Source organism: Parasphingorhabdus sp. JC815, assembly GCF_040717415.1.
Classification (GTDB): domain Bacteria; phylum Pseudomonadota; class Alphaproteobacteria; order Sphingomonadales; family Sphingomonadaceae; genus Parasphingorhabdus.
This window is the reverse complement of the sequence record NZ_JBFEFM010000002.1, coordinates 268,081-290,063: the sequence shown is the minus strand read 5'-3', so window position 1 is coordinate 290,063 and position 21,983 is coordinate 268,081. Positions and strand designations below refer to the sequence as shown.

20 protein-coding genes are annotated in these 21,983 nt (G+C 52.6%); 8 read left to right on the top strand and 12 right to left on the bottom strand.

The window, feature by feature from the left end:
- Positions 1-39 precede the first annotated feature (39 nt).
- Both ptsP and AB1K62_RS07160 read right to left on the bottom strand, forming a co-directional pair.
- Positions 40-2,322: a phosphoenolpyruvate--protein phosphotransferase gene (gene ptsP / locus AB1K62_RS07165; protein WP_367002492.1), complete on the bottom strand. Its 2,283-nt coding sequence runs from the start codon at positions 2,320-2,322 to the stop codon at positions 40-42.
- Positions 2,323-2,736: 414 nt separating this feature from the next.
- Positions 2,737-2,895, bottom strand: coding sequence for a YdcH family protein (locus AB1K62_RS07160; RefSeq protein ID WP_367002490.1), 159 nt, complete (start codon positions 2,893-2,895; stop codon positions 2,737-2,739).
- Between the two features lie 193 nt (positions 2,896-3,088).
- Here AB1K62_RS07160 and AB1K62_RS07155 point away from each other — a divergent pair, with 193 nt between their 5' ends.
- Positions 3,089-3,286 (top strand): DUF465 domain-containing protein, encoded by a 198-nt coding sequence (locus AB1K62_RS07155; protein WP_367002795.1) that lies wholly within the window; start codon positions 3,089-3,091, stop codon positions 3,284-3,286.
- Between the two features lie 169 nt (positions 3,287-3,455).
- The gene (locus tag AB1K62_RS07150; protein ID WP_367002488.1) at positions 3,456-3,911 is read left to right on the top strand and encodes a DUF1465 family protein; all 456 of its coding nucleotides are present in this window, start codon (positions 3,456-3,458) and stop codon (positions 3,909-3,911) included.
- A gap of 71 nt (positions 3,912-3,982) precedes the next feature.
- Here the strand turns inward: AB1K62_RS07150 and AB1K62_RS07145 are convergent, their stop codons facing one another.
- Positions 3,983-5,080 (bottom strand): alkene reductase, encoded by a 1,098-nt coding sequence (locus AB1K62_RS07145; RefSeq protein ID WP_367002487.1) that lies wholly within the window; start codon positions 5,078-5,080, stop codon positions 3,983-3,985.
- A gap of 165 nt (positions 5,081-5,245) precedes the next feature.
- Between AB1K62_RS07145 and AB1K62_RS07140 the strand changes: the two genes are divergently transcribed.
- The 4 genes from AB1K62_RS07140 (at position 5,246) to ssb (ending at position 8,716) form a co-directional block, all read left to right on the top strand.
- Positions 5,246-5,917 carry a COQ9 family protein gene (locus tag AB1K62_RS07140; protein ID WP_367002793.1) on the top strand — a complete coding sequence of 224 codons (672 nt, stop codon included), beginning with the start codon at positions 5,246-5,248 and terminating at the stop codon, positions 5,915-5,917.
- Between the two features lie 110 nt (positions 5,918-6,027).
- Positions 6,028-6,294, top strand: a complete 267-nt coding sequence (locus tag AB1K62_RS07135) for a FeoA family protein (protein ID WP_367002485.1) — start codon at positions 6,028-6,030, stop codon at positions 6,292-6,294.
- A 2-nt stretch (positions 6,295-6,296) separates the two neighbouring features.
- Positions 6,297-8,156 carry a ferrous iron transporter B gene (locus tag AB1K62_RS07130; protein ID WP_367002483.1) on the top strand — a complete coding sequence of 620 codons (1,860 nt, stop codon included), beginning with the start codon at positions 6,297-6,299 and terminating at the stop codon, positions 8,154-8,156.
- Between the two features lie 50 nt (positions 8,157-8,206).
- Positions 8,207-8,716: a single-stranded DNA-binding protein gene (gene ssb / locus AB1K62_RS07125; RefSeq protein WP_367002481.1), complete on the top strand. Its 510-nt coding sequence runs from the start codon at positions 8,207-8,209 to the stop codon at positions 8,714-8,716.
- Between the two features lie 123 nt (positions 8,717-8,839).
- Here ssb and AB1K62_RS07120 read toward each other — a convergent pair whose 3' ends face one another.
- The 5 genes from AB1K62_RS07120 to AB1K62_RS07100 form a co-directional block, all read right to left on the bottom strand.
- Positions 8,840-9,652, bottom strand: a complete 813-nt coding sequence (locus AB1K62_RS07120) for a universal stress protein (protein ID WP_367002479.1) — start codon at positions 9,650-9,652, stop codon at positions 8,840-8,842.
- A 131-nt stretch (positions 9,653-9,783) separates the two neighbouring features.
- Entirely contained in the window at positions 9,784-10,935 is a 1,152-nt protein-coding gene (ribA, locus tag AB1K62_RS07115) for a GTP cyclohydrolase II (protein WP_367002477.1), read from the bottom strand.
- The gene (gene xth / locus AB1K62_RS07110) at positions 10,936-11,730 is read right to left on the bottom strand and encodes an exodeoxyribonuclease III (RefSeq protein WP_367002792.1); all 795 of its coding nucleotides are present in this window, start codon (positions 11,728-11,730) and stop codon (positions 10,936-10,938) included.
- 299 nt (positions 11,731-12,029) lie between these two features.
- Positions 12,030-12,665: an outer membrane lipoprotein carrier protein LolA gene (locus AB1K62_RS07105; RefSeq protein WP_367002475.1), complete on the bottom strand. Its 636-nt coding sequence runs from the start codon at positions 12,663-12,665 to the stop codon at positions 12,030-12,032.
- 72 nt (positions 12,666-12,737) lie between these two features.
- The gene (locus AB1K62_RS07100; RefSeq protein ID WP_367002473.1) at positions 12,738-15,038 is read right to left on the bottom strand and encodes a DNA translocase FtsK 4TM domain-containing protein; all 2,301 of its coding nucleotides are present in this window, start codon (positions 15,036-15,038) and stop codon (positions 12,738-12,740) included.
- A 210-nt stretch (positions 15,039-15,248) separates the two neighbouring features.
- On the opposite strand from AB1K62_RS07100, the gene AB1K62_RS07095 reads away from it, so the two are divergent.
- Positions 15,249-16,478 carry a UbiH/UbiF/VisC/COQ6 family ubiquinone biosynthesis hydroxylase gene (locus tag AB1K62_RS07095; RefSeq protein WP_367002471.1) on the top strand — a complete coding sequence of 410 codons (1,230 nt, stop codon included), beginning with the start codon at positions 15,249-15,251 and terminating at the stop codon, positions 16,476-16,478.
- A gap of 20 nt (positions 16,479-16,498) precedes the next feature.
- On the opposite strand, the gene AB1K62_RS07090 is transcribed toward AB1K62_RS07095, so the two are convergent.
- Together AB1K62_RS07090 and AB1K62_RS07085 are read right to left on the bottom strand one after the other, a co-directional pair.
- Complete coding sequence (locus AB1K62_RS07090; protein ID WP_367002469.1) at positions 16,499-17,266, bottom strand: SDR family NAD(P)-dependent oxidoreductase; 768 nt, start codon at positions 17,264-17,266, stop codon at positions 16,499-16,501.
- A gap of 104 nt (positions 17,267-17,370) precedes the next feature.
- A complete protein-coding gene (locus tag AB1K62_RS07085; RefSeq protein WP_367002468.1) occupies positions 17,371-18,045 on the bottom strand; it encodes an OmpA family protein in 675 nt (224 codons plus the stop codon).
- A 167-nt stretch (positions 18,046-18,212) separates the two neighbouring features.
- On the opposite strand from AB1K62_RS07085, the gene AB1K62_RS07080 reads away from it, so the two are divergent.
- Positions 18,213-19,520: a hemolysin family protein gene (locus tag AB1K62_RS07080; RefSeq protein ID WP_367002466.1), complete on the top strand. Its 1,308-nt coding sequence runs from the start codon at positions 18,213-18,215 to the stop codon at positions 19,518-19,520.
- On the opposite strand, the gene AB1K62_RS07075 is transcribed toward AB1K62_RS07080, so the two are convergent.
- Together AB1K62_RS07075 and AB1K62_RS07070 are read right to left on the bottom strand one after the other, a co-directional pair.
- Positions 19,517-20,284, bottom strand: a complete 768-nt coding sequence (locus tag AB1K62_RS07075) for a glucose 1-dehydrogenase (RefSeq protein ID WP_367002464.1) — start codon at positions 20,282-20,284, stop codon at positions 19,517-19,519. The genes AB1K62_RS07080 and AB1K62_RS07075 overlap by 4 nt on opposite strands.
- 11 nt (positions 20,285-20,295) lie before the next feature.
- The gene (locus AB1K62_RS07070) at positions 20,296-21,927 is read right to left on the bottom strand and encodes a GMC family oxidoreductase N-terminal domain-containing protein (protein WP_367002462.1); all 1,632 of its coding nucleotides are present in this window, start codon (positions 21,925-21,927) and stop codon (positions 20,296-20,298) included.
- Between the last annotated feature and the right edge of the window lie 56 nt (positions 21,928-21,983).

Below are 21,983 nucleotides of genomic sequence, written 5' to 3'. Positions count from 1 at the left end.
AGATGCTCCTGATATTGAACTGGCCTTACAATCACATCATCAACCCAAATCGACCTCATGCTTGTTGGCCCATTCTTCCAGAACCGCTCTGGGATTGGCTGGTGGATCGGACAACATACTGCTTAGCTGTTCCTGCGCGGCTTTCAAATCCAGCGAACAGATCATCGCTTTGACCGGACCAACAGATGCCGGTGTGATTGACAGGCGTTTGAGGCCCAGTCCGAGTAGCGCCATCGCTTCAAGCGGGCGACCGCCCATTTCGCCGCAAATACCCAGCTCAATGCCCAGATCCTTGACTTGTCTGGATACCCGGCCAATGAAACGCAATATGGCCGGACTTAACCAATCGAAGCGTTCAGCCAATTTCGGGTTGCTCCGGTCTGCTGCAAATAGAAACTGGGTGAGATCATTGGTGCCGATCGACAGAAAATCCAGTCGCGATGCCATCAGATCCAGACATTCAGCCAGTGCCGGAACTTCAAGCATCGCGCCATAGCGAATACGCAAAGGTAACGGTTTGCCGCGACTACGCAGGAAATCGAGCTGTTTTTCATATACCGCCTTGGCTTGGTCAAACTCCCAAGGCTCGGCTATCATCGGGAACATGATGTTAAGTTTGCGTCCTGCCGCCGCTTCAATGAGCGAACGGGCCTGCACTTTCATCAGGGCGTCGCGTTCCATACCGACGCGTAGTGCGCGCCAACCCATTGCGGGGTTTTCCTCCCGGATTTCGCTGGCCTGAAAATAGGGCAGGGGCTTGTCCCCGCCAATATCGACAGTGCGGAACACTATCGGCTTGTCTCCCGCCGCATGAAGCACATCGCGGTAGAAGCGCAGTTGCACGGAACGGCTGGGCATGGTGGCTGCAACCAGAAATTGAAACTCTGTACGAAACAGGCCAATGCCATCTGCGCCTGTCAGGTCAAGCATGGCCATGTCATCGCGCAGACCCGCATTGATATTCAGCGTGATTCTTGTGCCGTCTTTCGTAATCGGCTCTTTGTTTTTCAAAGCCGTATAGGTCGCGCGTTTTTTGTTGGTCAGTTCAATTTGTGCCTTAAACGCGTCTTCCATCGACTGGCTGGGGCGAACATAAAGCGCGTTATCATCCACATTGAGGAGAAGGTGGTCATTCTCCCGGACATATTGCCGGACATTTTTGACCTGACCCAAGATCGGTATATTCATCGCGCGGGCGATAATCGTGACATGCGCGGTCAGCGATCCTTCTTCCAGCACCACACCTTTCAGACGCCGGCGGTCATATTCCAGCAATTCCGCTGGCCCCAGATTGCGGGCGACGAGTATCGTATCATGATGCAGGCCCATGGTCGCTGCCGTGCCCATCTGGCCAGAAACAATCCGTAGCAACCGGTTGGCAAGATCTTCCAAATCGTGCATCCGCTCGGCAAGCAACGGATCATTAATCTGGCGCATCCGCATCCGCGTGTGCTGTTGTACGCGCTCAATCGCCGCTTCGGCCGTCAGACCGCTGTCTATCGCTTCGTTAATGCGGCGGCTCCACCCCTCGTCATAGGCGAACATTTTATAGGTTTGCAAAACCTCCTCATGCTCTCCGTCAACGCCAAATTCGGCCAGATTGGCAATCTGGTCAATCTGGCTACGCATCTTGTCAAAAGCAGAATAGACCCGATGGCGTTCGGCCTCGGTATCTTCCGCGACCGTATGCTCGATTTTTACTCGCGGCTGGTGATAGACGGCAAAGCCGCTTGCCTTGCCCTTGACCAGTTGCAATCCGCTAAGGCGATCTGCGCCATTATTACGTTTGGCAGGGTCATCGACATCATTCTCGTCAATAAGACCTGCGTTCGATATGAGCTCTGACAATACCATTGCCGCTGTCTCGAACGCTTCAATTTCTTCTTCGGAATATTTATGCGGTTCGATATGCTGGGCGCATAAAACCCCGACAGCTTGTTCGTTACGAATGATCGGCACGCCGGCAAAGCTGCGGAATTCATCTTCTCCGGTTTCCGGGCGATACTGAAAATCCGGATGGCTGGTGGCTTCGTCAAGGTTCAGGGATTCGACATTTTTGGCAATATAGCCGGTCAACCCCTCTCCCAAGGCCAGTTTGGTGACATGGACCGCGTCCTGATTCAGTCCTTGTGTCGCGTATAATTCCAATAGGCCTTCGCGCAGGAGATAAATCGAACAGACTTCACTGCCCACTGCTTCGGCAATGGTTTCGACGACATGATTCAGCTTTGCTTGTGCATTACCGGAAGAGGCCATGATCGACCGTAGCCCGGTCAATATGTTACGAGCGGTTACTAGACTGGACGTGGGAGTTGTCACCATAGAATAGATCTAGCAGAAACCAAAACGCCGCGCGATATCCAAAACCGGTCATCCGGTAAAAAATGTATCTCGGGTGAAGGATATGGCACAATATATAAGTGATTATTTATAAAGTGCATAATATCAAACAGCCTGTCCGGTTTACATAATATACGGCTGCGCTTCTGGTTTGTAGAGCGCGGATGCAGCCCAAAGTTCACACAAATCACACCCCTTTATTTTTAGCAAACATCAGGGATTCTGCGACACACGCGGAAATATTCAATAATGCGAAAGAGCCACAGCGGTTATAGTCGCTGGGCGCTGTGTAGGAAAGTAACGGAAAGACTTATCTTATATTAAGTCTTATATTAAAGAGCGGGAATCACGGGAGCTTGTCATACGCAAGGCTCCCGTAAAAAACACCGGATGTAGTCACGCATCCGTCAGTAATTCATCTTTTAACCGCAGCTTCTGTTTTTTCAGGTCATGAAGTCGAATTGTATCTGGGGCCGGGCGATTCTCTTCTTCGCTGATTTTGCGATCGAGGGCTTCGTGTTTGTTACGCAGGGCTGACAGATAATTCTGAACCATAATATTCTCCTGATTTTATCGGGTTATAAAATGAAAGTGCTAGCGGGTATCCCTTTCTATATCTCGAGAGCCTTGGATTAAATGGCCCGCGGGTTCATGATATTATTGTCTTGGTTTCGACAAGGACCATGAATAATGTGAAGATGACAAATTTGTCGCAGGCATGCAAGATGTGAATGGGAGCAGAATGGCGATATCAGACCAAGAGTTGCGTCAACGGCTTGAACTGCTCAAGATCGAGCATCGCGACCTGGATGAGGCGATTGCGGCCATGCTCGCAGCCGGCACCCACGATCAACTGCGTGGCGCGCGTCTTAAAAAACGCAAATTGCATTTGCGTGACCAGATTATCCAGATTGAAAACCAGTTGATACCCGATAGCATCGCATAGAGGTTCGCTGATCATGGGCGGATCAATGTTGTTCGAGCGGCATTAACTATAAAGCCGGTCTATTAACTCCTTGGCCTATGCCGTGTCACATTGAAACATCTGGCCGGTTAACCATAAGCAGGTATATTTTACCTGTCCTTGCCCGTAAAAAACCTGCTATATGAATGTCATGGCTGATAGCGAAGCATTGTTGACGCCCAGACTACTGGAAGCGCTCTATACAGAGGCGATGGTCCTTACGGATGAGGCGCGATCCTATTTCGAATCAGGCCGGTTTGCTGATGAGTGCACGGATAATGCGGCGTTGCCGGTTTCATTTTCATGTGAGTCCCTGAAAGTAACGACGCGGTTGATGCATTGTATTGCGTGGCTACTTAACCAGCGCGCCCTGCACAGCGGCGAACTGACCGAGGGAGAGGTGTGGAACAACACCCGGGAACTGGGTTATGCTGCGGCCAGTGATCGTGCGATGGTGGAGATGTTCCCTCAGGAAGCACGGGATATTATCAATGACAGCGAAGAGCTGTTCCTGCGCCTGCAACGCCTGTCGGAACGGCTGGAGTATGAAGGCGCTCCAGAGCCACCGGTTCATGACATGTTCCGGCGGCTCCATACCAGCTTCTGATTGCGGCTTTCTCGTGCTGCATCAGGCGTAATCAGGCTTATTAAAGCCATTTGTTTAACGCCGACTGTTCGTCATCCTGTTTGGCTTTCCTGCTCCATCGTCGGATAATCCACATATCCTTCCCGGCCCTGACTATACCATGTCGGCGTAAAGTCGATCGGGTTCAATTCCGCTCCGGTGCGAAACCGCTCGGGCAGATCGGGATTGGTCATGAATGTCCGGCCAAAGCTGATGGCATCGGCTTTGTCCTGTGCCAGCGCATCGGTTGCATTATCGTAGAAATAATCGCTGTTGAGAACCAGAGGCCGGCTGAATATCGGGCGGATATCAGGGCTTACCGGGGGAACGTCGGTATTGCCATAGGTGCCATGGGCAGGTGGTTCGCGAAGCTCAAGAAAGGCGATGCCGATGCTGTCGAGCAATTTGGCTGCTGCTGTAAATGTTTCCACCGGGGTGGCGTCATCCGCGCCTTGTGAATCGCCATTGGGAGAAAGCCTTACCGAAACGCGGTCACTGCCCCAGACATCAACCAGACGCTGTGTCACTTCACCCAGCAACCGGATACGGTTTTCGACCGAACCGCCGTATTTATCCGTGCGGAAATTGGTGCCTGACCGGATGAACTGGTCGATCAGATACCCATTGGCACCGTGCAATTGGACGCCATCAAAACCGGCCTTTTTCGCATTTTCCGCCGCGTGGGTATAATCATCAAGCAGTGCCGGAATCTCGTCCAGCTCCAGCGGGCGCGCTTCGACATAGTCGCGCTTGCCCTGATAGGTCCGCACTTTGCCGGGCGCAGTGGTCGCAGAGGATGAGACAGGTTTTTCGCCGCCAATGAAATCGGGATGCACGATCCGGCCCATGTGCCAAAGCTGGCAGATGATCCGCCCGCCCGCCTGATGCACCTGCTCGACAATCGGTTTCCATGCTTCGGTTTGTTCGTCGGTCCAGATGCCGGGCGCAAAGGGGGTGCCTAATCCTTGCTGGCTGATACCCGTGGCTTCGGAAATGATCAGACCTGCTCCCGCACGCTGGGCATAATATTCACCCATGACCGGCGTTGGCACATGGTCCATGGTCGAGCGGCATCGTGTCAATGGCGCCATTAGCATACGGTTGGGGGCTTCAATCGCGCCCAGTGTAACGGGGTCAAATAATCTGCTCATAAACATGCTCTTTCGCTATTTTTAATTGCTTGATGAATAGCTACGCAGACCAGTAGCAATTTGCAATGCAGTGGTTTGAAAATCTTTTCTTTCAGGCTATATCGGATTTATTGCATATAATGTATTCGCGAGATGTCCGAAGCCCAAGGAATATACATGCCGTCAATGAAAGCAGAGCCGTTACGAGAAGATCCGACACTGGATGAAGTGCGTGCTTATCTAGCGCCGTTTTTGGCATCGCAAGCTGCTTTTGATGGCTGGAACGAGAAGGCGGTGGCAGCGGCAGCGGAGCAAACCGGTGTCGAGACTGATTTGGCTGCACTGGCGTTTAATGACGGGCCGGTCGATATGATTGATGCCTGGTTCCAGTCGGTTGACGCCGCCATGGCTGACCGGTTTTCACCCGAGGAATTAAGCGCGATGAAAATCCGTGAGCGGATAGCTGCGCTTGTAACCGCGCGATTGGAAATCATGGAAACGGATCGGGAAGGTCTGCGCCGGGCGCTGGCGATTCTTGCGATGCCGCCGAATCTGCGGAGAGCGGCCAAGCTGGGTTGGCGCGCTGCGGACAGGATGTGGCGTTTGGCAGGCGATAATGCGACAGATTATAACCATTATACCAAAAGAACGCTGCTTTCGGCGGTTTACGGCAGCACTATCAGCGTGTTTCTCGATGATCAAAGCGATGATTTTGCCGAGACAAGAGCGTTTCTTGACCGGCGGATTGAAAATATCATGCAGTTCGAAAAGACCAAAGCGAAGATTATCAGGCCCGGCGGTGACAGGTTCAGCATGGCCCGTTTCATCGGCAGGCTACGCTATCGCAATCTGGGGTAAGAGATTTCCTCTTTGTTTATCAATAATATACACCATGCCCACCAATAAAAGGCTGGTCTTATTAAATCTATATTGATAATCAGTCGCAACTAATCATTATCGAGTTTTTTATGAACGCACCCGTCATATTTGCGGTAACGCTGGACCAGCTCTCCATGCGTCAGCGCGCATCAATCTCTGCAATAGACTGGGATTCCATGTCAGAGCTTGAGGGGGGGCGACTTCGCGCTCTGGGGCTGGACGAAGGGGTCGAGGTGGAGAAGGTCCATAAGGGAATGTTTGGCTTAAGCGACCCGATTGCCCTGAAAGTAGGGCGGATGATGATCGCTATCCGTAAATCACACGCATCGGCTATTTCGGTAGTCATTCCAGCTTAAGCATGAGCCAAGCGCCCCCTCTTATCGTCCTTGCGGGCAACCCAAATGCAGGCAAAAGCGCTTTGTTCAATGCGCTGACCGGAGCACGGCAGAAAATTGCGAACTACCCGGGCGTAACCGTGGAGCGGAAATCCGGCCATTTTCAACTGGCCAGTGGCCGTCCGGCGGAACTGATTGATTTACCGGGGAGTTATAGCCTGAGCCCGACAAGCCCGGATGAGGCCGTTACACGCAGGGTTATCTTTGGCGAGCAAGAGGGTGAACGCAAACCGGACGCAATCATAGTCGTTCTGGATGCTGCCAATCTCGATAATCATTTGCGATTCGCGCTCGAAGTTATCGCGCTGGGTCATCCGGTGATAATCGCGCTCAACATGATAGATCTGGCGGAGCGTGACGGATTAACGCTTGATCCGGCAAAGCTGGAAGAGGCGCTTGGTGTGCCGGTTGTTCCTACGGTTGCCGTGCGCCGCCGCGGGCTGGAAGAGCTGTCGGGTGCAATCGAAAAACGGCTGAGCGGCAAAACATCGCAGCAAATCGCCGTGGTTCCCAAGGAACGCGATCATGGATTGCTTAAACAGGCAAAGGAAATCGCCAATTTGACGGTGGTTTCGGAAACGGCTGGCCGGCGCTGGTCAGAGCGGGCCGATGCGCTGTTCCTCCATCCGGTTGCAGGACCAATCATCCTGTTCGGGCTAATGTTTGTGATGTTTCAAGCGGTTTTTGCCTGGGCCGACGCACCTATCGGGTGGATCGAGGGGGCAACCGAATGGACCGCTGCGGCGGTGGAGGCTACGTTCCCGGAAGGCTTCTGGCGTGATTTTATCATCGAGGGCGCTATTGGCGGTGTCGGTTCGGTGATCGTCTTTCTGCCGCAGATCCTCATCTTGTTCCTGTTCATCCTGATGTTGGAGGCAAGCGGCTATATGACCCGCGCGGCCTTTATCATGGACCGGCTAATGGCCACTGCCGGCCTGTCGGGACGTAGCTTCATCCCGCTGCTTTCGTCTTTTGCCTGCGCCATTCCGGGGATTATGGCGGCGCGTAGCATTGCCGACCCCAAGGACCGGCTGACCACCATTTTGATCGCGCCTTTGATGACCTGTTCCGCACGGCTACCGGTTTATGCGATCATTATCGCTGCGTTTATTCCTGCTCGTGATGTCGGGATGGGAGTGGGATTGCAGGGGCTTGTCCTGTTTGCGCTGTATATATTTGGCATAGTCGGCGCGATGATTGTGGCAATCGTGCTGCGTAGCACCGTAGCGAAAGGACCAAATAGTGGGTTCCTGATGGAAATGCCGAAATATCAATTGCCGCGTATCCGTGATATTTTGATGGGATTATGGCAGCGGGCATGGATATTCCTGCGCCGGGCCGGGACGATTATTTTTGCTGCAACGGTGGTGCTGTGGTTGATGCTGTCATATCCCAAAGTACCGATCGACAGTCCGGTCAGTCAGGTGGATTATTCCGCCGCCGGGCGGATAGCCAGTGTGATCGAACCTGTGGTTGCGCCCATCGGTTTCAGCCATGATATTGCATTGGCGCTGATCCCCGCCATGGCCGCACGCGAAGTAGCGGTTTCTGCGCTGGCAACCACCTATGCGATTGATGCAGCGGATGAGGAAGCCGAAGCGAAATCCCTGACCGAGCGTTTGCAAAGCCGCTGGTCATTGCCGACCGCGCTGGCTTTTCTGGCGTGGTTTGTGTTTGCGCCGCAATGTATCTCTACCATCGCGGTGACAAGACGTGAAACCAACGGTTGGAAATGGCCGATGTTCATGGTCGGCTATCTTTTTGTGCTGGCTTATGTCGCTGCGGGGATTACATACTGGACGGCGGTTGCACTGGGCCTGTAAAGCTCCGTTAGAGAATCGCATGAATCAGAATCTTCCAAGGGGAAAAGCAAATGGCTGGCGGCGTTAACAAGGTTATTATCGTAGGAAATCTGGGCGCTGACCCCGAAGTACGCACATTCAGTAATGGCGGTAAAGTGTGCAACCTCCGCATCGCGACCTCCGAAAGCTGGAAAGACCGCAATACCGGCGAGCGCAAGGAAAAGACCGAGTGGCATAGCGTCGCGATTTTTTCAGAAGGTCTGGCCGGTGTAGCAGAAAAATATCTGCGTAAGGGCAGCAAGGTCTATATCGAGGGCAAGCTGCAAACCCGCAAGTGGCAGGATCAGTCCGGCAATGACCGTTATTCAACCGAAATTGTCCTGCAAGGCTTCGACGGCAAACTTGAAATGCTTGATTCCCGTCAGGGCGGCGCTGGAGGCGGCTCTAATGACGGTTGGGGTGGCGATTCCGGCGGCGCAGGTGGCCGCTCCAACGATAGCTGGGGCAGCACTGGTGGCGGATCTTCAGGAGGTCCGGGCGGCGCATTCGACAATGATCTGGATGACGATGTTCCTTTTTAAAAAATTGGCCATTGTAGCAAGTAGGCCGTCTTAACCGACGGATAAAGCTGCGGATGGGGATTTTAAACACCATCCCGCTATCGCAAAAGCATGGCGGGATGGTCGCGCCTCTCAAATGTCTGTTCAATGCCCCATTAACAACGGGATTTTGGCATTGCCGAGCAAATCTTTTGTCACGCCGCCAAATAATGTTTCGCGCAAACGGCTGTGACCATAAGCTCCCATAACCAGTGCCGCTGCATTATATTTGCTCGCAAAGTCCATAACAATATCAGATGCTTCGCCGGGTTTTCCGGTTAGCTCGTGCAATGTCGTCGGAACGCCTTGCCGTGCCAGATATAGAGACGCTTCGCTATGCGGGAAGTTTCCGTGATCCTCACCAACAGTAACCAAATGAACGTCTTTGGCCATTTTCAGCATGGGCAGCGCTGATCGCACGGCTTTGGCCGCTTCGGCCGACCCGTTCCATGCAATTACGATAGGCCCTTCGCAATCAAATGACATTTGTTCTGCTGGGACTACCAATATGGCGCTTTGGGCGTGGACGGCGACATCCCCGGCTATGGGAAGCGGTTTGTCACTGGCATCGCGTTTGTCAAAAGACTGGCTGACAATGACCAGATCGGCAAGACGGCTACGCTCGGTTAATATCGTAGCCGCATCGCCAAGACCGACTTGCCAGTCCCATGAAACAGCTTCTCCTTTTAACCGCTTTTCGATTTTCTCCCGATGCGCGCGTTCAGCGGCTTCCATATCCTTAAAATTAACGCCGGTGACAAATTCTCCGCCTAACGGGCCAAGGGCGATAGGAGTAAATTGCGTCGTTGGCTGAACACAGGTTAAATGGGCGTCATGGCCCCGTGCGATGTCCAGTGCGACCTGCAAACGGGATTCCAGACTGCTATCATCAAAGATATGCAAGAGTATCGTTTTCAAGGCTGCTCTCCTTAGTAACGCTCAATAAGCATTACATTATTGCATGATTATACGTCATTTCATTGACTTTAAGCAAATCACTTACAGAAAAGAGCCTTGGTGCTATTCAAATCTTCGCTTTTAATTTGTGGTTATAACTGATGCCCTGTGCGATCCCGTTTGGTATCGAGATAAAATTCATTATGCGGATTGGCGAGGATTTTTACCGGCAGACGTTCGTCAACCACTAGGCCACAACCCTCCAGTCCTGTGACTTTTTCAGGATTATTGGTCAGCAATTTTACAGCAGGGATGTTGAGCAGTTTCAGCATTTGCGCGGCGATGGAAAAATCCCTTGCATCAATAGCAAATCCCAGCCGCTCATTAGCGTCAACCGTGTCAAAGCCCTGGTCCTGCAAGGCATAGGCCCGTAGTTTGTTGATCAAACCGATGCCCCGGCCCTCTTGTCGCAGATATAATAGCACGCCCCAATTTGCCTCTGCCATCCGGGCAAGCGCCGTATGAAGTTGCGGTCCGCAATCGCATTTCAGGCTGCCCAGCACATCGCCGGTCAGACATTCGCTGTGCAGGCGCACAACCGGAACCGTGTCATCACGTTCACCAATAACCAGTGCTACATGATCGGTAGAATCAGCCTCGCTACGAAATCCGTATATATGCGCGTTTGAATTGGCGGCGACGGGTAATTTTGCGTGGGCGCTGATGACCAAAGCGTCGGAATCGGCATAGGCATCAACATCTTTGATATTCAAACGGTCTTCGGCAGGGCTGTCCACGATTTGAAATGCGGGAAGCAGCCCGCCGTGCCGTGCCAGTTCCATGGCTGCTTTGGCAGCTTCCGGATGGTTTAATTCCTCGCTGAGAAACGGCCCTTTCATGGGATATTCCATGTCGAGCACCGGATCCACAATGGCATGGATTTCCGGGGCGCTTACCGGACCGGGAAGGTTTATTTGCACGGGCAGGGCCGGGTCGGCGGCTGCACGCTGGTTCAACAGTTTCAGCGTGTCTGCACGGCTAGCGGAAATGAGTAGAGTTATTTGAGAGGATGAGGATAAATGCTGATCAAGATCGGTAGTTTCGACAGGCAGCAAATTTAATGTGCCTTTGTCAGATTCTATAGCAATCGGCCAACCCCGCCTCAGCGCATCTATCGCCCTTGCCGCACGCCGTGCGCCCTTGGCATCGGTCGCTTGGTCAGGGGTCGCTTGGTCAGGGGTCGCTTGGTCAGGGGGCGCTTTGTCAGGGGGCGCGTTGCGGTCAGGGGGAGGGGACGTCACCATTTAGAATGAAAATTCTGTGATAAGCGGCGCGTGATCCGATGGCTTGTCCCAACCGCGAGCATCTTCGTGGACAACATGGCTGGTCGCATTATCGGTTAGTTCCGGGCTGACCCACACATGATCAAGGCGACGGCCCTTGTCCGAAGCACGCCAGTCACGCGCACGGTAGCTCCACCATGTATAGAGGCGTTCCGGATCGGGGATGAAGCGCCGTCCGATATCCACCCAGTCATGGGCTGCTTGCAATTTTGCCATGGTGTCCACTTCAATTTGTGTGTGGCTAACCACATTTATCAATTTCTTGTGACTCCAGACATCGGATTCAAGAGGGGCAATATTGAAATCACCGAGCAGGATGGTCGGTGTTTTGAGTTGGTCCGACCAACGGGTCATCCGCTCGTAAAAATCGAGTTTCTGACCGAATTTCGGATTAAGTTCACGGTCCGGAATCTCGCCACCTGCCGGGATATATACATTTTCAATCCGGACACCATTTTCCAGACGCGCACCGACATGCCGGGCTTCGCCGTTGTCCTGCCAGTCAAACCGCTCATCCTTGTGAAGCGGCACACGGCTGATGATCGCAACCCCGTGGTGCATGGGCTGACCATTAAGAACCAGATGATTATATCCATGTTGCCGGAAAATCCCTTCGGGAAACTGGTCATTACGAACCTTGGTTTCCTGTAGGCAGAGTATATCCGGCGCTTCTTCTTTCAAGAATCGTTCTACGATGTCGAGTCGGGCGCGAACACTGTTAATATTCCAGCTTACGATTTTCAGGCTATTATTCATTGCCCGACTACTAGCCATTATGACCGGAAAACCCAAGTCAAAACCGGAACGAAAGCCGGACAGTTTTTCATATTTTTCGAGAGGTTAAAGAGGAAAAACCCTCACCTCCGGGGGCATTTAGGAGGTGAGGGCTAATTCGCGTTCGTCACGCATGAGATGATCCGAAAATTTTATGATCAGGTAACAGGGGGAAAACCTGATCATTTCGTTTCACCCTGTATCCCTTATAGAACTGCGATTCTTTCGCTTAGATGAACAAAGTCATTTATCATATCCGCTTGACGGCGTAGCGCCACCGTTCATCGCCTGCCACGCCTTTTCGGACGTGGATCGGTCCAGTTGAATGTGCTGTTTGCAACAGGGACACCAAACTTCTGATCCGAAAGCCGGATAGAAGTCCGGTTATTCTTCGAATCGAGCGAAACCCAGCCATCCAGCCGCAAACCGGCAGGGGCACCCGCTACTTTGGTGAAAACCATGGTAATCACGCCATATTCCGGCCGTTTCGGGTCACGGACCTCAACGCTTAGCACCTTTGGATTACGAGTCGGAATAATTTTGCCATATTTGGACAAATCCCGGTCCGGATTGAGCAGCGCACCCAAGGGACTATTTTTGATCGGCCAGCGTTGAACCTGATTCACGTCATAGTCGATCATTGTCAACGCCTTGCCATCCCCGACAATCAGCAAATTGGCTTCTTTACCATATTGAAAGCGTATCCGCCCCGGTTGTTTTAGCGTCAGTTTACCCGGTAGTATCTGCCCGCTCCGGTCGGTCTGCGTAAAATTGGCGGTCATCGTTGTCATGGCGCGCAAATGATCGGAGATTGCCTTGATACTATCAGCATTATTATGTTGGGCTGTAGCTGGTGCAGTGCCCATGACCGTGAGTGCCAAAGGCGCGGCAGCAAGAACCAATGCATATTTCAACATATTGAAACTCCTATAAAATTCCTTGCATATATAACGCGCGATGATTGAACATCACCTGAATTACAGTTCGAGCTAGAGCATTTCTCCATTTTGATCGCGCAGAACTTCACGGCGTCCGATATGGTTGGGCGGGCTGATGAGTTGGTCATCTTCCATCCGGTCAATAATACGTGCGGCTGTATTATATCCGATTCTAAGCTGTCGTTGCAGCCAACTGGTTGAGACTTTCTGGCTTTCAAAGATTATCTGGCACGCCTGGGCATATTGCCGGTCTTCTTTGCTGTCTGAAAGATCCGCCCCGTCCAGCGCATAGCTTCCATCTTCTGGTTCTTCGGTCACGGCCTGAATATATTCCGGTGTTCCTTGCGCCCGCCAGTGATCGGCAATCAGGCGAACCTCATCATCGGATACAAACGGGCCGTGCACACGGGTCAATTGTTTGCCGCCGGGCATATACAGCATATCACCTTTGCCAAGCAGCTGCTCTGCGCCCTGCTCGCCAAGAATAGTGCGCGAGTCAATTTTGGACGTAACGTGAAAGCTGATCCGCGTGGGCAGGTTGGCTTTGATAACGCCGGTAATGACATCAACCGATGGCCGCTGGGTAGCCATGATAAGGTGGATGCCCGCTGCCCGTGCTTTTTGGGCAAGGCGCTGGATCAGAAACTCGACCTCTTTGCCGGCTGTCATCATCAAATCGGCAAGCTCGTCCACAATGATCACAATCTGCGGCAGGACTTCGTAATCGAGCTGTTCTTCCTCATATATGGGTCGTGATGTTTCGGGATCATATCCGGTCTGCACTTTGCGGCCCAGCGGTTCCCCCTTGGCTTTGGCAGCTTTTACCTTTTCATTATAATTGGCAAGATTACGCACCGAGATGGACGACATCATCCGGTAGCGTTCCTCCATCTGCTCAACCGCCCATTTCAGCGCGCGGACAGCCTTGGTAGGTTCCGTCACAACAGGGGACAACAGGTGCGGAATATCATCATAGGTGCTGAGTTCCAGCATCTTGGGATCGATCATGATCATTTTGCACTGGTCCGGCGTCATCCGGTACAAAAGCGATACGATCATGCAGTTAAGGCCGACCGATTTACCCGAGCCGGTGGTGCCCGCGATCAAAAGATGCGGCATGGGTGCCAGATCGGCAATCACCGGATCGCCGGAAATATTTTTCCCCAAAATAATGGGAAGCTGCCCGGTCTGTTCCTGAAAACTGTCGCTGCCGATCATTTCATGCAGGACCACAGACTCGCGCTGGGCATTGGGCAGTTCAATTCCCATCACAGTGCGGCCCGGTATTGCCGCGACGCGCGCGGACAGCGCGGACATATTACGGGCAATATCCTCGGCAAGCTGGATTACCCGGCTGGCTTTGATACCCGGCGCAGGTTCCAGTTCATACATGGTCACGACCGGACCGGGGCGAACCGCGTTAATCGTGCCTTTTACATGAAAATCATCCAGCACAGATTCCAGCAGACGGGCATTACGCTCAAGTCCTGCTTTGTCGATGACATTGTTGGACTCTTCGGGTCTGGGAGTAAGCAGGTCAATCGAGGGTAGAGAATAGGGGCCAAAGAAATCACCCTGTTTGCCGCTTGATAAGCCGGCTTTCTTGGGTGGCAATGCGCGGTCGCTGATTTCCGGTGGCGGGCGGTTGTCCGGTTTGACTTCCTTGCGCGGGGCAGGAGTCTTTTTGGGCTTTGCAGGTGCATTATCCCGTTCAATGACCAATCCGCTATCCTCGCCGCTAACCTTGGACCATGGCCATGTAATCTGCGGTATTGAGAGCAAGGAGCGGTCGAGCCGCAAACTGAAATAGCCCAAAACAAGCCCGCCGGTGATGGTAATTGCTGTCAATATACCCGAAACAGGTCCGCTCCAGCTTTCGGACAGGGCGTTCACACCCGCGCCAACAGCTTTTGCCACAAGCATGCCAGCCAGTCCGCCCCAACCGGAGGGCAAGCTGGGCTGACTATCGGCAAGCCACAAAGACAGACCGGATGCGACAAGAAAGACGGCGATTAAACACCATATAAGTTGTTTTTTCCATTCTGCCTGCGGGATATTGCGCCACAAGCGGCTGGCAAACACTATGATGAGGGGCAGGAAAATTACCACCGGAACGCCGAGCAACGATAAAAGCAGATCCGCGCTATAGGAACCGAATATACCCATCCAGTTATTTTCTACACTGCCCGCCGCGGTGTTAAATGAAGGGTCGCTTGGCGAATAGCTGACCAGCGCAAGAAACAAAAATACAGCCAAAAGACCAAGCAATATCGCACTGATTAGCGCACCGCTACGCAGCAAACTGAGGCGCATGACTTCGCGCCAACTGGCTTCTTTCGCTTTTCCGGCCATATTTTACTCCCGGTATCGGTTTCGTGGGTTTCGGGGCAAACCCCCAAACGCATTTATACTATATTTTTACTATAGCGTCCTTTGCGCGGAACGGCGACTCCCCGTCAAGTTCTCTTGACCATAGTCTTGGTCATAGTTTGCCCGAACAGACTTTCTTTTCGATCCGCTGAGGCCTATCCTGACATCGGACAAGAAGATAGAGGCCCCTATATGACCCATAGTGAAGAGACTGATGCCATCATATTGGGCGCGGGCCTGATCGGCCTGACCCAGGCACTGACCCTTGCTGCCCATGGATTGCGGGTTGCGGTAATTGATCGCGCTGATCCGGCTGTTTTACAAAGCCTGAAAAACGACGGGCGGGTATCGTCTGTTAACAGTGCGAGCTGGAAGCTGCTGGAGGCCATCGGAATTGCCGACAAGCTGGAGCCTTATGGCTGTAATATCGACAAAATCATCATCAATGACGGCCTGAAACCCGGAACACTTGATTTTATACCCGATGACGATGATGGCCCGCTGGGTGTGATGGTGCAGAACGCTGTATTGCAGCGGATATTGTTTGAATCTGCGCGCGCCCATGAACTTGTCACCCTATATTTACCCGCGCAGGTGCAAGAGGTAGACCGCGGCGAGCACCGGGTTGACCTATCGCTGGACAATGGGACGCAACTGACCGCGCCATTGTTGATCGCCGCCGACGGGCGCGGAAGTGCGATGCGCGAAAGTGCGGGCATCATCATGGCAAAATGGGAATATGACCATAATGCAGTGATCTGCACTGTGAGCCATGAACAATCTCATGGAAATACGGCCTATGAGATTTTCTATCCATCAGGGCCATTTGCGATTTTGCCGATGCGCGATGATGATGAGGGGCGACACCGTTCGGCTATTGTCTGGAGCGTGGCGCGCAAGGATGGTCCGGCTTTTGCCAAAATCAATGCCCGCGCTTTTGAAGCGGAACTGATGAAGATGTCTGGTGGATTTCTGGGGCAGATGAAGCTGCAATCCGATCGCGCGACCTATCCGCTGGGCTTCCATCACAGTGCCAGTCTTGTCTCCGCGCGGCTCGCTTTAGTGGGGGATGCGGGGCATGGCATCCATCCTATCGCCGGGCAGGGACTGAATCTGGGGCTTCGTGATGTGGCGGCGCTCACCGAATGTGTTGTCGATGGTGCGCGCACGGGGCTTGATCTGGGCAATGCACAGATATTAGAGCGCTATGACCGCTGGCGCGGACTGGATAATCTGATGATGTCCGCCGCTACGGATATTTTGACACGGTTATTTGGTATGCCCGGTGATACATCCTCTGCAATCCGCCGCTTTGGTATCAATATGGTGCAACGCATAACGCCGCTAAAAAACCAGTTCATGGCCGAGGCGCGAGGTGAAAGCGGTGATTTACCGAAATTGCTGTTGGGTGATCTGGTTTAGCGGTTTATCTGGGCCTATGTTCATCTGGGCCCCTGGCCATCATCGACCTTGATGACTGTGCCTGTCACCGCTTCGGATGCCGGAGACACCAGATAGAGCAATGTGCTATCCATCTGATCCGTTGTGCACATACGTTTGCGGGGAAAGCGGTGAGAAAAATCGCCCATACGTTCAACCATGCCATCCAGCATTTCGGTCGAAAACGCGCCCGGAGCAATGCCGTTAACATTGATGAAAAAGCGCGACCATTCAACGGCCAAAGCCTCTGTCATGCGGGCCAAAGCGGCTTTTGTGGTCGAATATAGCGCCGCGCCATTGCCATCATAATGAAAGGCGAGCGTTGAGGCGATGTTTACAATCCGTCCCGGCTTTTCTGCTTCAATGAGCGGGCGGGCAACCTCGTTCGATAGAATATAAGCACTGCGTAAATTGGTATCGATCATATTATCAATAAAATCGACAGACATGTTTATTGCGCGCTGGGCATCGGGAATCCCGGCATTATTCACCAATATATCGGGCTGGCCCAGCGCATCTGCCACGGCAGGGACAATTGCTTTTAGTTCGTCCGCTTCCCGCACATCCAGATTAAACGCCTGTGCTGTGCCCCCATCGGCGGTTATTTCTTCGACCAGCTTATCAAGTTTCTCGCGTCGTCGCGCTGTACAGGCGACCTTGGCTCCGCAGGCGGCAAGCACTTTGGCAAAGCGATGACCAAAACCGGATGATGCGCCGGTTACAATGGCTGTCCGGCCTGTGAGGTCGATAGAAAAATTGGGTGTAGTCATATTCGGGCATCCTTATCCTGTTTTTAGGTGCAGGATGCCCGAAAGTTTTAACATATCAAGTGTTTAGTTTGCTAGTTTATGGCGCACTACTTCGCAGATGTTAGTTAAAGATCCTGCTCACGGATGGGCACGATTCTAAGTTCTACCCGGCGGTTTTCAGCCCGACCTTCGGCAGTGCTATTGGTTGCAATCGGTTGGCTCTCACCAAATCCGCGAGTCTCGATACGTGCCCGCTGCACGCCGCCGTTGCTAAGGAAGTTGGCAACCGATGCAGCGCGTCGTTCCGACAATGACTGGTTATAGCTGTCTGAACCGGTGCTATCTGTATGGCCATAAACATCAATATAGCTTTTTTCATATTGTGTCAGGGTGTTGGCCACTTCTCCCAATGTTCTTTGGAACTGGGGTTGGATAGCTGCGCTATCGACCGGGAAAGTAACATTCGATGGCATATTGAGGATGAGGTTATCACCATCGCGCGTCACATCAACGCCCGTTCCGGCGGTTTGCTGACGCAGCTTTTTCTCTTGTTCATCCATATAATAGCCGACGCCCGCTCCGGCGAGGCCGCCAAGTCCGGCACCGATGATTTTTTCTGTCCGGTCGCGCTTGCCGCCGATGAGATCACCGAGCAAATAACCGCCCAGGGCTCCGCCGACGCCGCCTATTGCTGCTTTTGAAAGAACACGGTTGCCGGTTTCAGGGTTTGTTGTGCAGCCACTGGCCAGTGCCAGACTGCTTATGGACAATGCGGTAAGCAAAATCTGTTTTTTATACATATTATTCCCTCATTTCATGCTGTGATGATAAACTTACTCTTTTCCAAAGAGATAGTTCCATTAACCATTGATAAGATGAACCGGTTATTATTAACGCGGCATGACAGTAAGTTTGATATTTTGTAAAACATGTGGCTATAGAGATTTTTCCCTTATTAGTGGATAATATGACAGCTTTTCCTTGGTTTGATGTCGCGATCATCGTCGTTCTGGTTTTGATCAATGGCCTATTTGCTATGTCGGAACTGGCTATTGTTTCTGCGCGCAAAGCGTATCTTCATTCTTCTGCTGAGCAGGGCAGCCGGGGTGCGCGGATTGCTTTGCGACTGGCTAGCGATCCCGGAAAGTTCCTTTCGACTGTCCAAATCGGTATTACGCTGATTGGCATAGTCGCCGGTGCTTTTTCGGGTGCCAGTCTGGGCGGGCCGGTGGCGGAACGGTTGCAGGCGTTGGGAATGCGCGCCGATCTTTCGATCAGCGTGGGTTTTGCTCTGGTCATTGGCCTGACAACCTATGCGTCATTGGTGATCGGAGAGCTTGTTCCTAAACAATTTGCCCTGCGCTCGGCGGAAAAAGTTGCGACTATCATGGCTCCGCCAATGGATTTACTTGCCAGAATAGCTGCGCCTCTGGTCTGGCTGCTTGATGGCACCAGCGCGATAATCTTTCGTATGCTTGGCCTGAAACGGGATCAATCCAGCCATGTCACTGCCGAAGAACTGCAAATGGTTTTTGCCGAAGCGACGCGGTCCGGTGTGATCGAGGAGCATGAGCGAGCGGTGATTTCTGGCGTAGTGCGTATGGCGGACCGGCCAATCCGTGAAGTGATGACCCCGCGAACCGAGGTTGACTGGCTGGACATTAATGCAACCGTAGAAGAAATCCATGCGATGCTGATCGAGTCACCGCACAGCCGGTTGCCGGTTGCCGAAGGGTCGGTCGATGAGATCAAGGGCGCTGTTCAGGCACGCGATATTGTCGCCGCGCAGTTTAGCGGGCAGGTGCTGGATTTGCGGAAACTGATGCGCCCGCTTGAAAAAGTGCCGGATCAGCTTGATGCGCTTGATGCGCTCGGTATTTTGCGGGAAGCCGAGGTTCCGATGGTTCTCGTTCATGATGAATATGGCCATTTTGAAGGCATTGTTACACCTAATGATCTGTTAAGCTCCATTGCCGGTGAATTTGTTTCCGATCAGGATGAGAAAACACAGCGCAGCCTGATCGAACGGGCGGATGGAAGTTTTCTGGTGTCGGGCGCTATGCCGATGGATGCGCTTGCCGACCGGCTGGGCATAAAGCTGCCCGACGACCGGGATTATGCTACGGTCGCAGGGCATGCGCTGGGCCGTCTGCGTCATCTTCCCGAAGAAGGGGAGAGTTTCGAGGATCAGGACTGGGTTTTTGAAATTATCGACATGGATGGCCGCAAAATCGACAAGTTGATCGTCCGGGCTGCCAATCCCGAGGTCGACTAGATACTTAACCCGCCATCAACAGCAAAGCCTGCGCCAGTGGCAAATTTGCTTTCATCGGAAGCGAGATAGACAACCAGATGGGCAATATCATCCGGTTCGCCCAGATGTCCAACCGGCTGGGCCAGCGCAAATTGTTCCAGTAATGCATCCGGATCGGGAGAAGCATCTGCAACAGATTGCACATTGGGGGTCAGGATCGCGCCCGGCAGCACGGCGTTCACCCGCACGCCGTTTTTCTCTCTCGCACAATAAAGTGCAATGGATTTGGTCATCATCGGAATAGCGGCTTTTGCAGCATTATAGGCGACAAGATCAGCAGTGGCATTAAGCGCGGCAGCGGATGAAAAATTGATAATTGATCCGCCGGTTTTGCTCATCAAAGGCAATGCGGTTTTGCATCCAAGATAAATGGAATCAACATCGACGGTGAAACAGCGTTTGAAATCCTCGTAGCTGACATCAGCTATTGATCCATAGACGGTGACGGCGGCATTGTTGATGAGCACATCAAGACGCCCGTATTTTTCCTCGACCTTTGCGATAATCTCTTTCCAGCGGTCTGGATCGGTCACATCCTGTTCCAGAAATTCGGCATTGTCACCCAGTGCCACAGCGGTCTTTTGACCGGCTTCGACATTATGATCGGTGATTATTAACCGGGCGCCCTCGGCAATTAACCGCTTGGCAGCCGCTTCGCCCAGCCCCATTGCGCCGCCGGTCAACAGAATGATTTTGCCTTCTACGCGTCCTTGTCCTTTGGCCATAAGCAGTTCCTCTATTCTTTGGAATGACGCATCAATATCATTTCGGATGCTTTTTCCGCGATCATGATTGTCGGTGCGTTGGTATTGCCCGAAGGCATGCGCGGCATGACAGAGGCATCGGCTATATACAGACCCTCCATCCCGTGAACGCGCAACTCATTGTCAACCACGGCCATATCATCAACACCCATTTTGCAGGTGCCACTGCCATGATACATGCTGTTGCCTGCGTGTTTCACAAAGCCGGAGATTTCTTCATCGCTGTTTATATCCGGGCCGGGGGCCAGCTCTGCTTTAATCAAGGGCGCAATTGCGGGTTGCGCCAATATCTTCCGAGCAAATTTCACCGCGTCGACATAGACCCGGCGGTCTTCTTCGTGACTTAGGAAATCGGGATTGATCGCGGGTATATCATCGACATTATTGCTTTGAATATGTGTGCTGCCGCGGCTTTCAGGGCGCAACTGGGTCAGGATAAAAGTGAAACCCGGCTCGCTTTCCATTTTGTTTTTCTTGGCTTTCTCCGGATCTGTTTCAGCCGAAAACGGGAAGAAGTGGATTTGTATATCACTGCGTTCCAGCTCTTCGCGCGATTTGAAATAGCCCTGAATATGAAAACCGCTGTTGGAGAGGATACCTTTGCGCTGAAAGGCATATTTGAATAATTGTTTCACCAGCGGCAAGCCCCGCCCCTGTTCGTTCATTGATACAGGCTCGCTGACCCGGCACAGGAAAGGAACCATATAATGTTCCTGCAAATTTTCGCCAACACCGGGCAAATCATGCAAGGGCTCTATGCCGTGCTCTTTCAGTATCGCCGGATTGCCGATGCCGGAAAGCTCAAGCAATTGCGGACTGGCAATGGCTCCGGCGGATAATATGACCGCATGGCGGGCAAAAACCTCTTTCTGCTGTCCATGCTGAATATATCTTACGCCGCGTGCGCGCTTGTTTTGCAGAATGATCTTTTCGGCTAGCGCGCCCGTAACAATTGTCAGATTAGGCCGGTTTTTTGCTGCTTTCAAAAATGACCGTGCTGTATTGCTCCGCCGCCCGCGATCCGTGTTAATCTGAAAATAGGAAATGCCATCCTGAACGCCGCGATTTATATCTTCGGAAAGCGGCATGCCTGCCTGCTGTCCCGCTTCCAGAAACGCTTCGCTAAGTGTGTTTTTTTCCTCCATATCGGCAAGATGCTCGACACGCATCGGTCCGGTTGTGCCGTGCCATTGATCGGGGCCGCGTGCGTTATTTTCCGAAAGCATGAAGTAAGGTAGAACTTCTGACCAGCTCCACCCCTTGTTCCCTGCTGCTTCCCAATCATCATAATCACGCGCCTGCCCCCGGACATAGAGCATACCGTTTAACGCGCCGCTGCCGCCGATGACTTTGCCGCGCGGATAAACGAAACTTCGTCCGCCGCTGCCGTCGACTTCCTGTGTCTGATAGGGCCACAGCAAGCTGCTGTTTTCCAGCGAAAAGGCATAGGCTCCCGGCACGCCGATTGACCAATAGCTGTCATCGCCACCTGCTTCGAGCAAAAGGACCTGATTTTCCGGATCTTTTGAGAGCCGATTGGCCAATACACAGCCTGCGGACCCGGCGCCTATTATGATATAGTCAAAATTACCCGCTGAAATCACGCTTCACTCTCCACATTTACCGGAGAGAAAGAATAGCGATGCAATTAATTCAACAT

What these genes read in the sequence shown, in the direction of transcription:
- ptsP (WP_367002492.1), bottom strand. Translation starts at nt 2,322, where the DNA reads ATGGTGACAACTCCCACGTCCAGTCTAGTAACCGCTCGTAACATATTG.
- AB1K62_RS07160 (WP_367002490.1), bottom strand. Translation starts at nt 2,895, where the DNA reads ATGGTTCAGAATTATCTGTCAGCCCTGCGTAACAAACACGAAGCCCTC.
- AB1K62_RS07150 (WP_367002488.1), top strand. Translation starts at nt 3,456, where the DNA reads ATGGCTGATAGCGAAGCATTGTTGACGCCCAGACTACTGGAAGCGCTC.
- AB1K62_RS07145 (WP_367002487.1), bottom strand. Translation starts at nt 5,080, where the DNA reads ATGAGCAGATTATTTGACCCCGTTACACTGGGCGCGATTGAAGCCCCC.
- AB1K62_RS07140 (WP_367002793.1), top strand. Translation starts at nt 5,246, where the DNA reads ATGAAAGCAGAGCCGTTACGAGAAGATCCGACACTGGATGAAGTGCGT.
- AB1K62_RS07135 (WP_367002485.1), top strand. Translation starts at nt 6,028, where the DNA reads ATGAACGCACCCGTCATATTTGCGGTAACGCTGGACCAGCTCTCCATG.
- AB1K62_RS07130 (WP_367002483.1), top strand. Translation starts at nt 6,297, where the DNA reads ATGAGCCAAGCGCCCCCTCTTATCGTCCTTGCGGGCAACCCAAATGCA.
- ssb (WP_367002481.1), top strand. Translation starts at nt 8,207, where the DNA reads ATGGCTGGCGGCGTTAACAAGGTTATTATCGTAGGAAATCTGGGCGCT.
- ribA (WP_367002477.1), bottom strand. Translation starts at nt 10,935, where the DNA reads ATGGTGACGTCCCCTCCCCCTGACCGCAACGCGCCCCCTGACAAAGCG.
- xth (WP_367002792.1), bottom strand. Translation starts at nt 11,730, where the DNA reads ATGAATAATAGCCTGAAAATCGTAAGCTGGAATATTAACAGTGTTCGC.
- AB1K62_RS07105 (WP_367002475.1), bottom strand. Translation starts at nt 12,665, where the DNA reads ATGTTGAAATATGCATTGGTTCTTGCTGCCGCGCCTTTGGCACTCACG.
- AB1K62_RS07100 (WP_367002473.1), bottom strand. Translation starts at nt 15,038, where the DNA reads ATGGCCGGAAAAGCGAAAGAAGCCAGTTGGCGCGAAGTCATGCGCCTC.
- AB1K62_RS07095 (WP_367002471.1), top strand. Translation starts at nt 15,249, where the DNA reads ATGACCCATAGTGAAGAGACTGATGCCATCATATTGGGCGCGGGCCTG.
- AB1K62_RS07090 (WP_367002469.1), bottom strand. Translation starts at nt 17,266, where the DNA reads ATGACTACACCCAATTTTTCTATCGACCTCACAGGCCGGACAGCCATT.
- AB1K62_RS07085 (WP_367002468.1), bottom strand. Translation starts at nt 18,045, where the DNA reads ATGTATAAAAAACAGATTTTGCTTACCGCATTGTCCATAAGCAGTCTG.
- AB1K62_RS07080 (WP_367002466.1), top strand. Translation starts at nt 18,213, where the DNA reads ATGACAGCTTTTCCTTGGTTTGATGTCGCGATCATCGTCGTTCTGGTT.
- AB1K62_RS07075 (WP_367002464.1), bottom strand. Translation starts at nt 20,284, where the DNA reads ATGGCCAAAGGACAAGGACGCGTAGAAGGCAAAATCATTCTGTTGACC.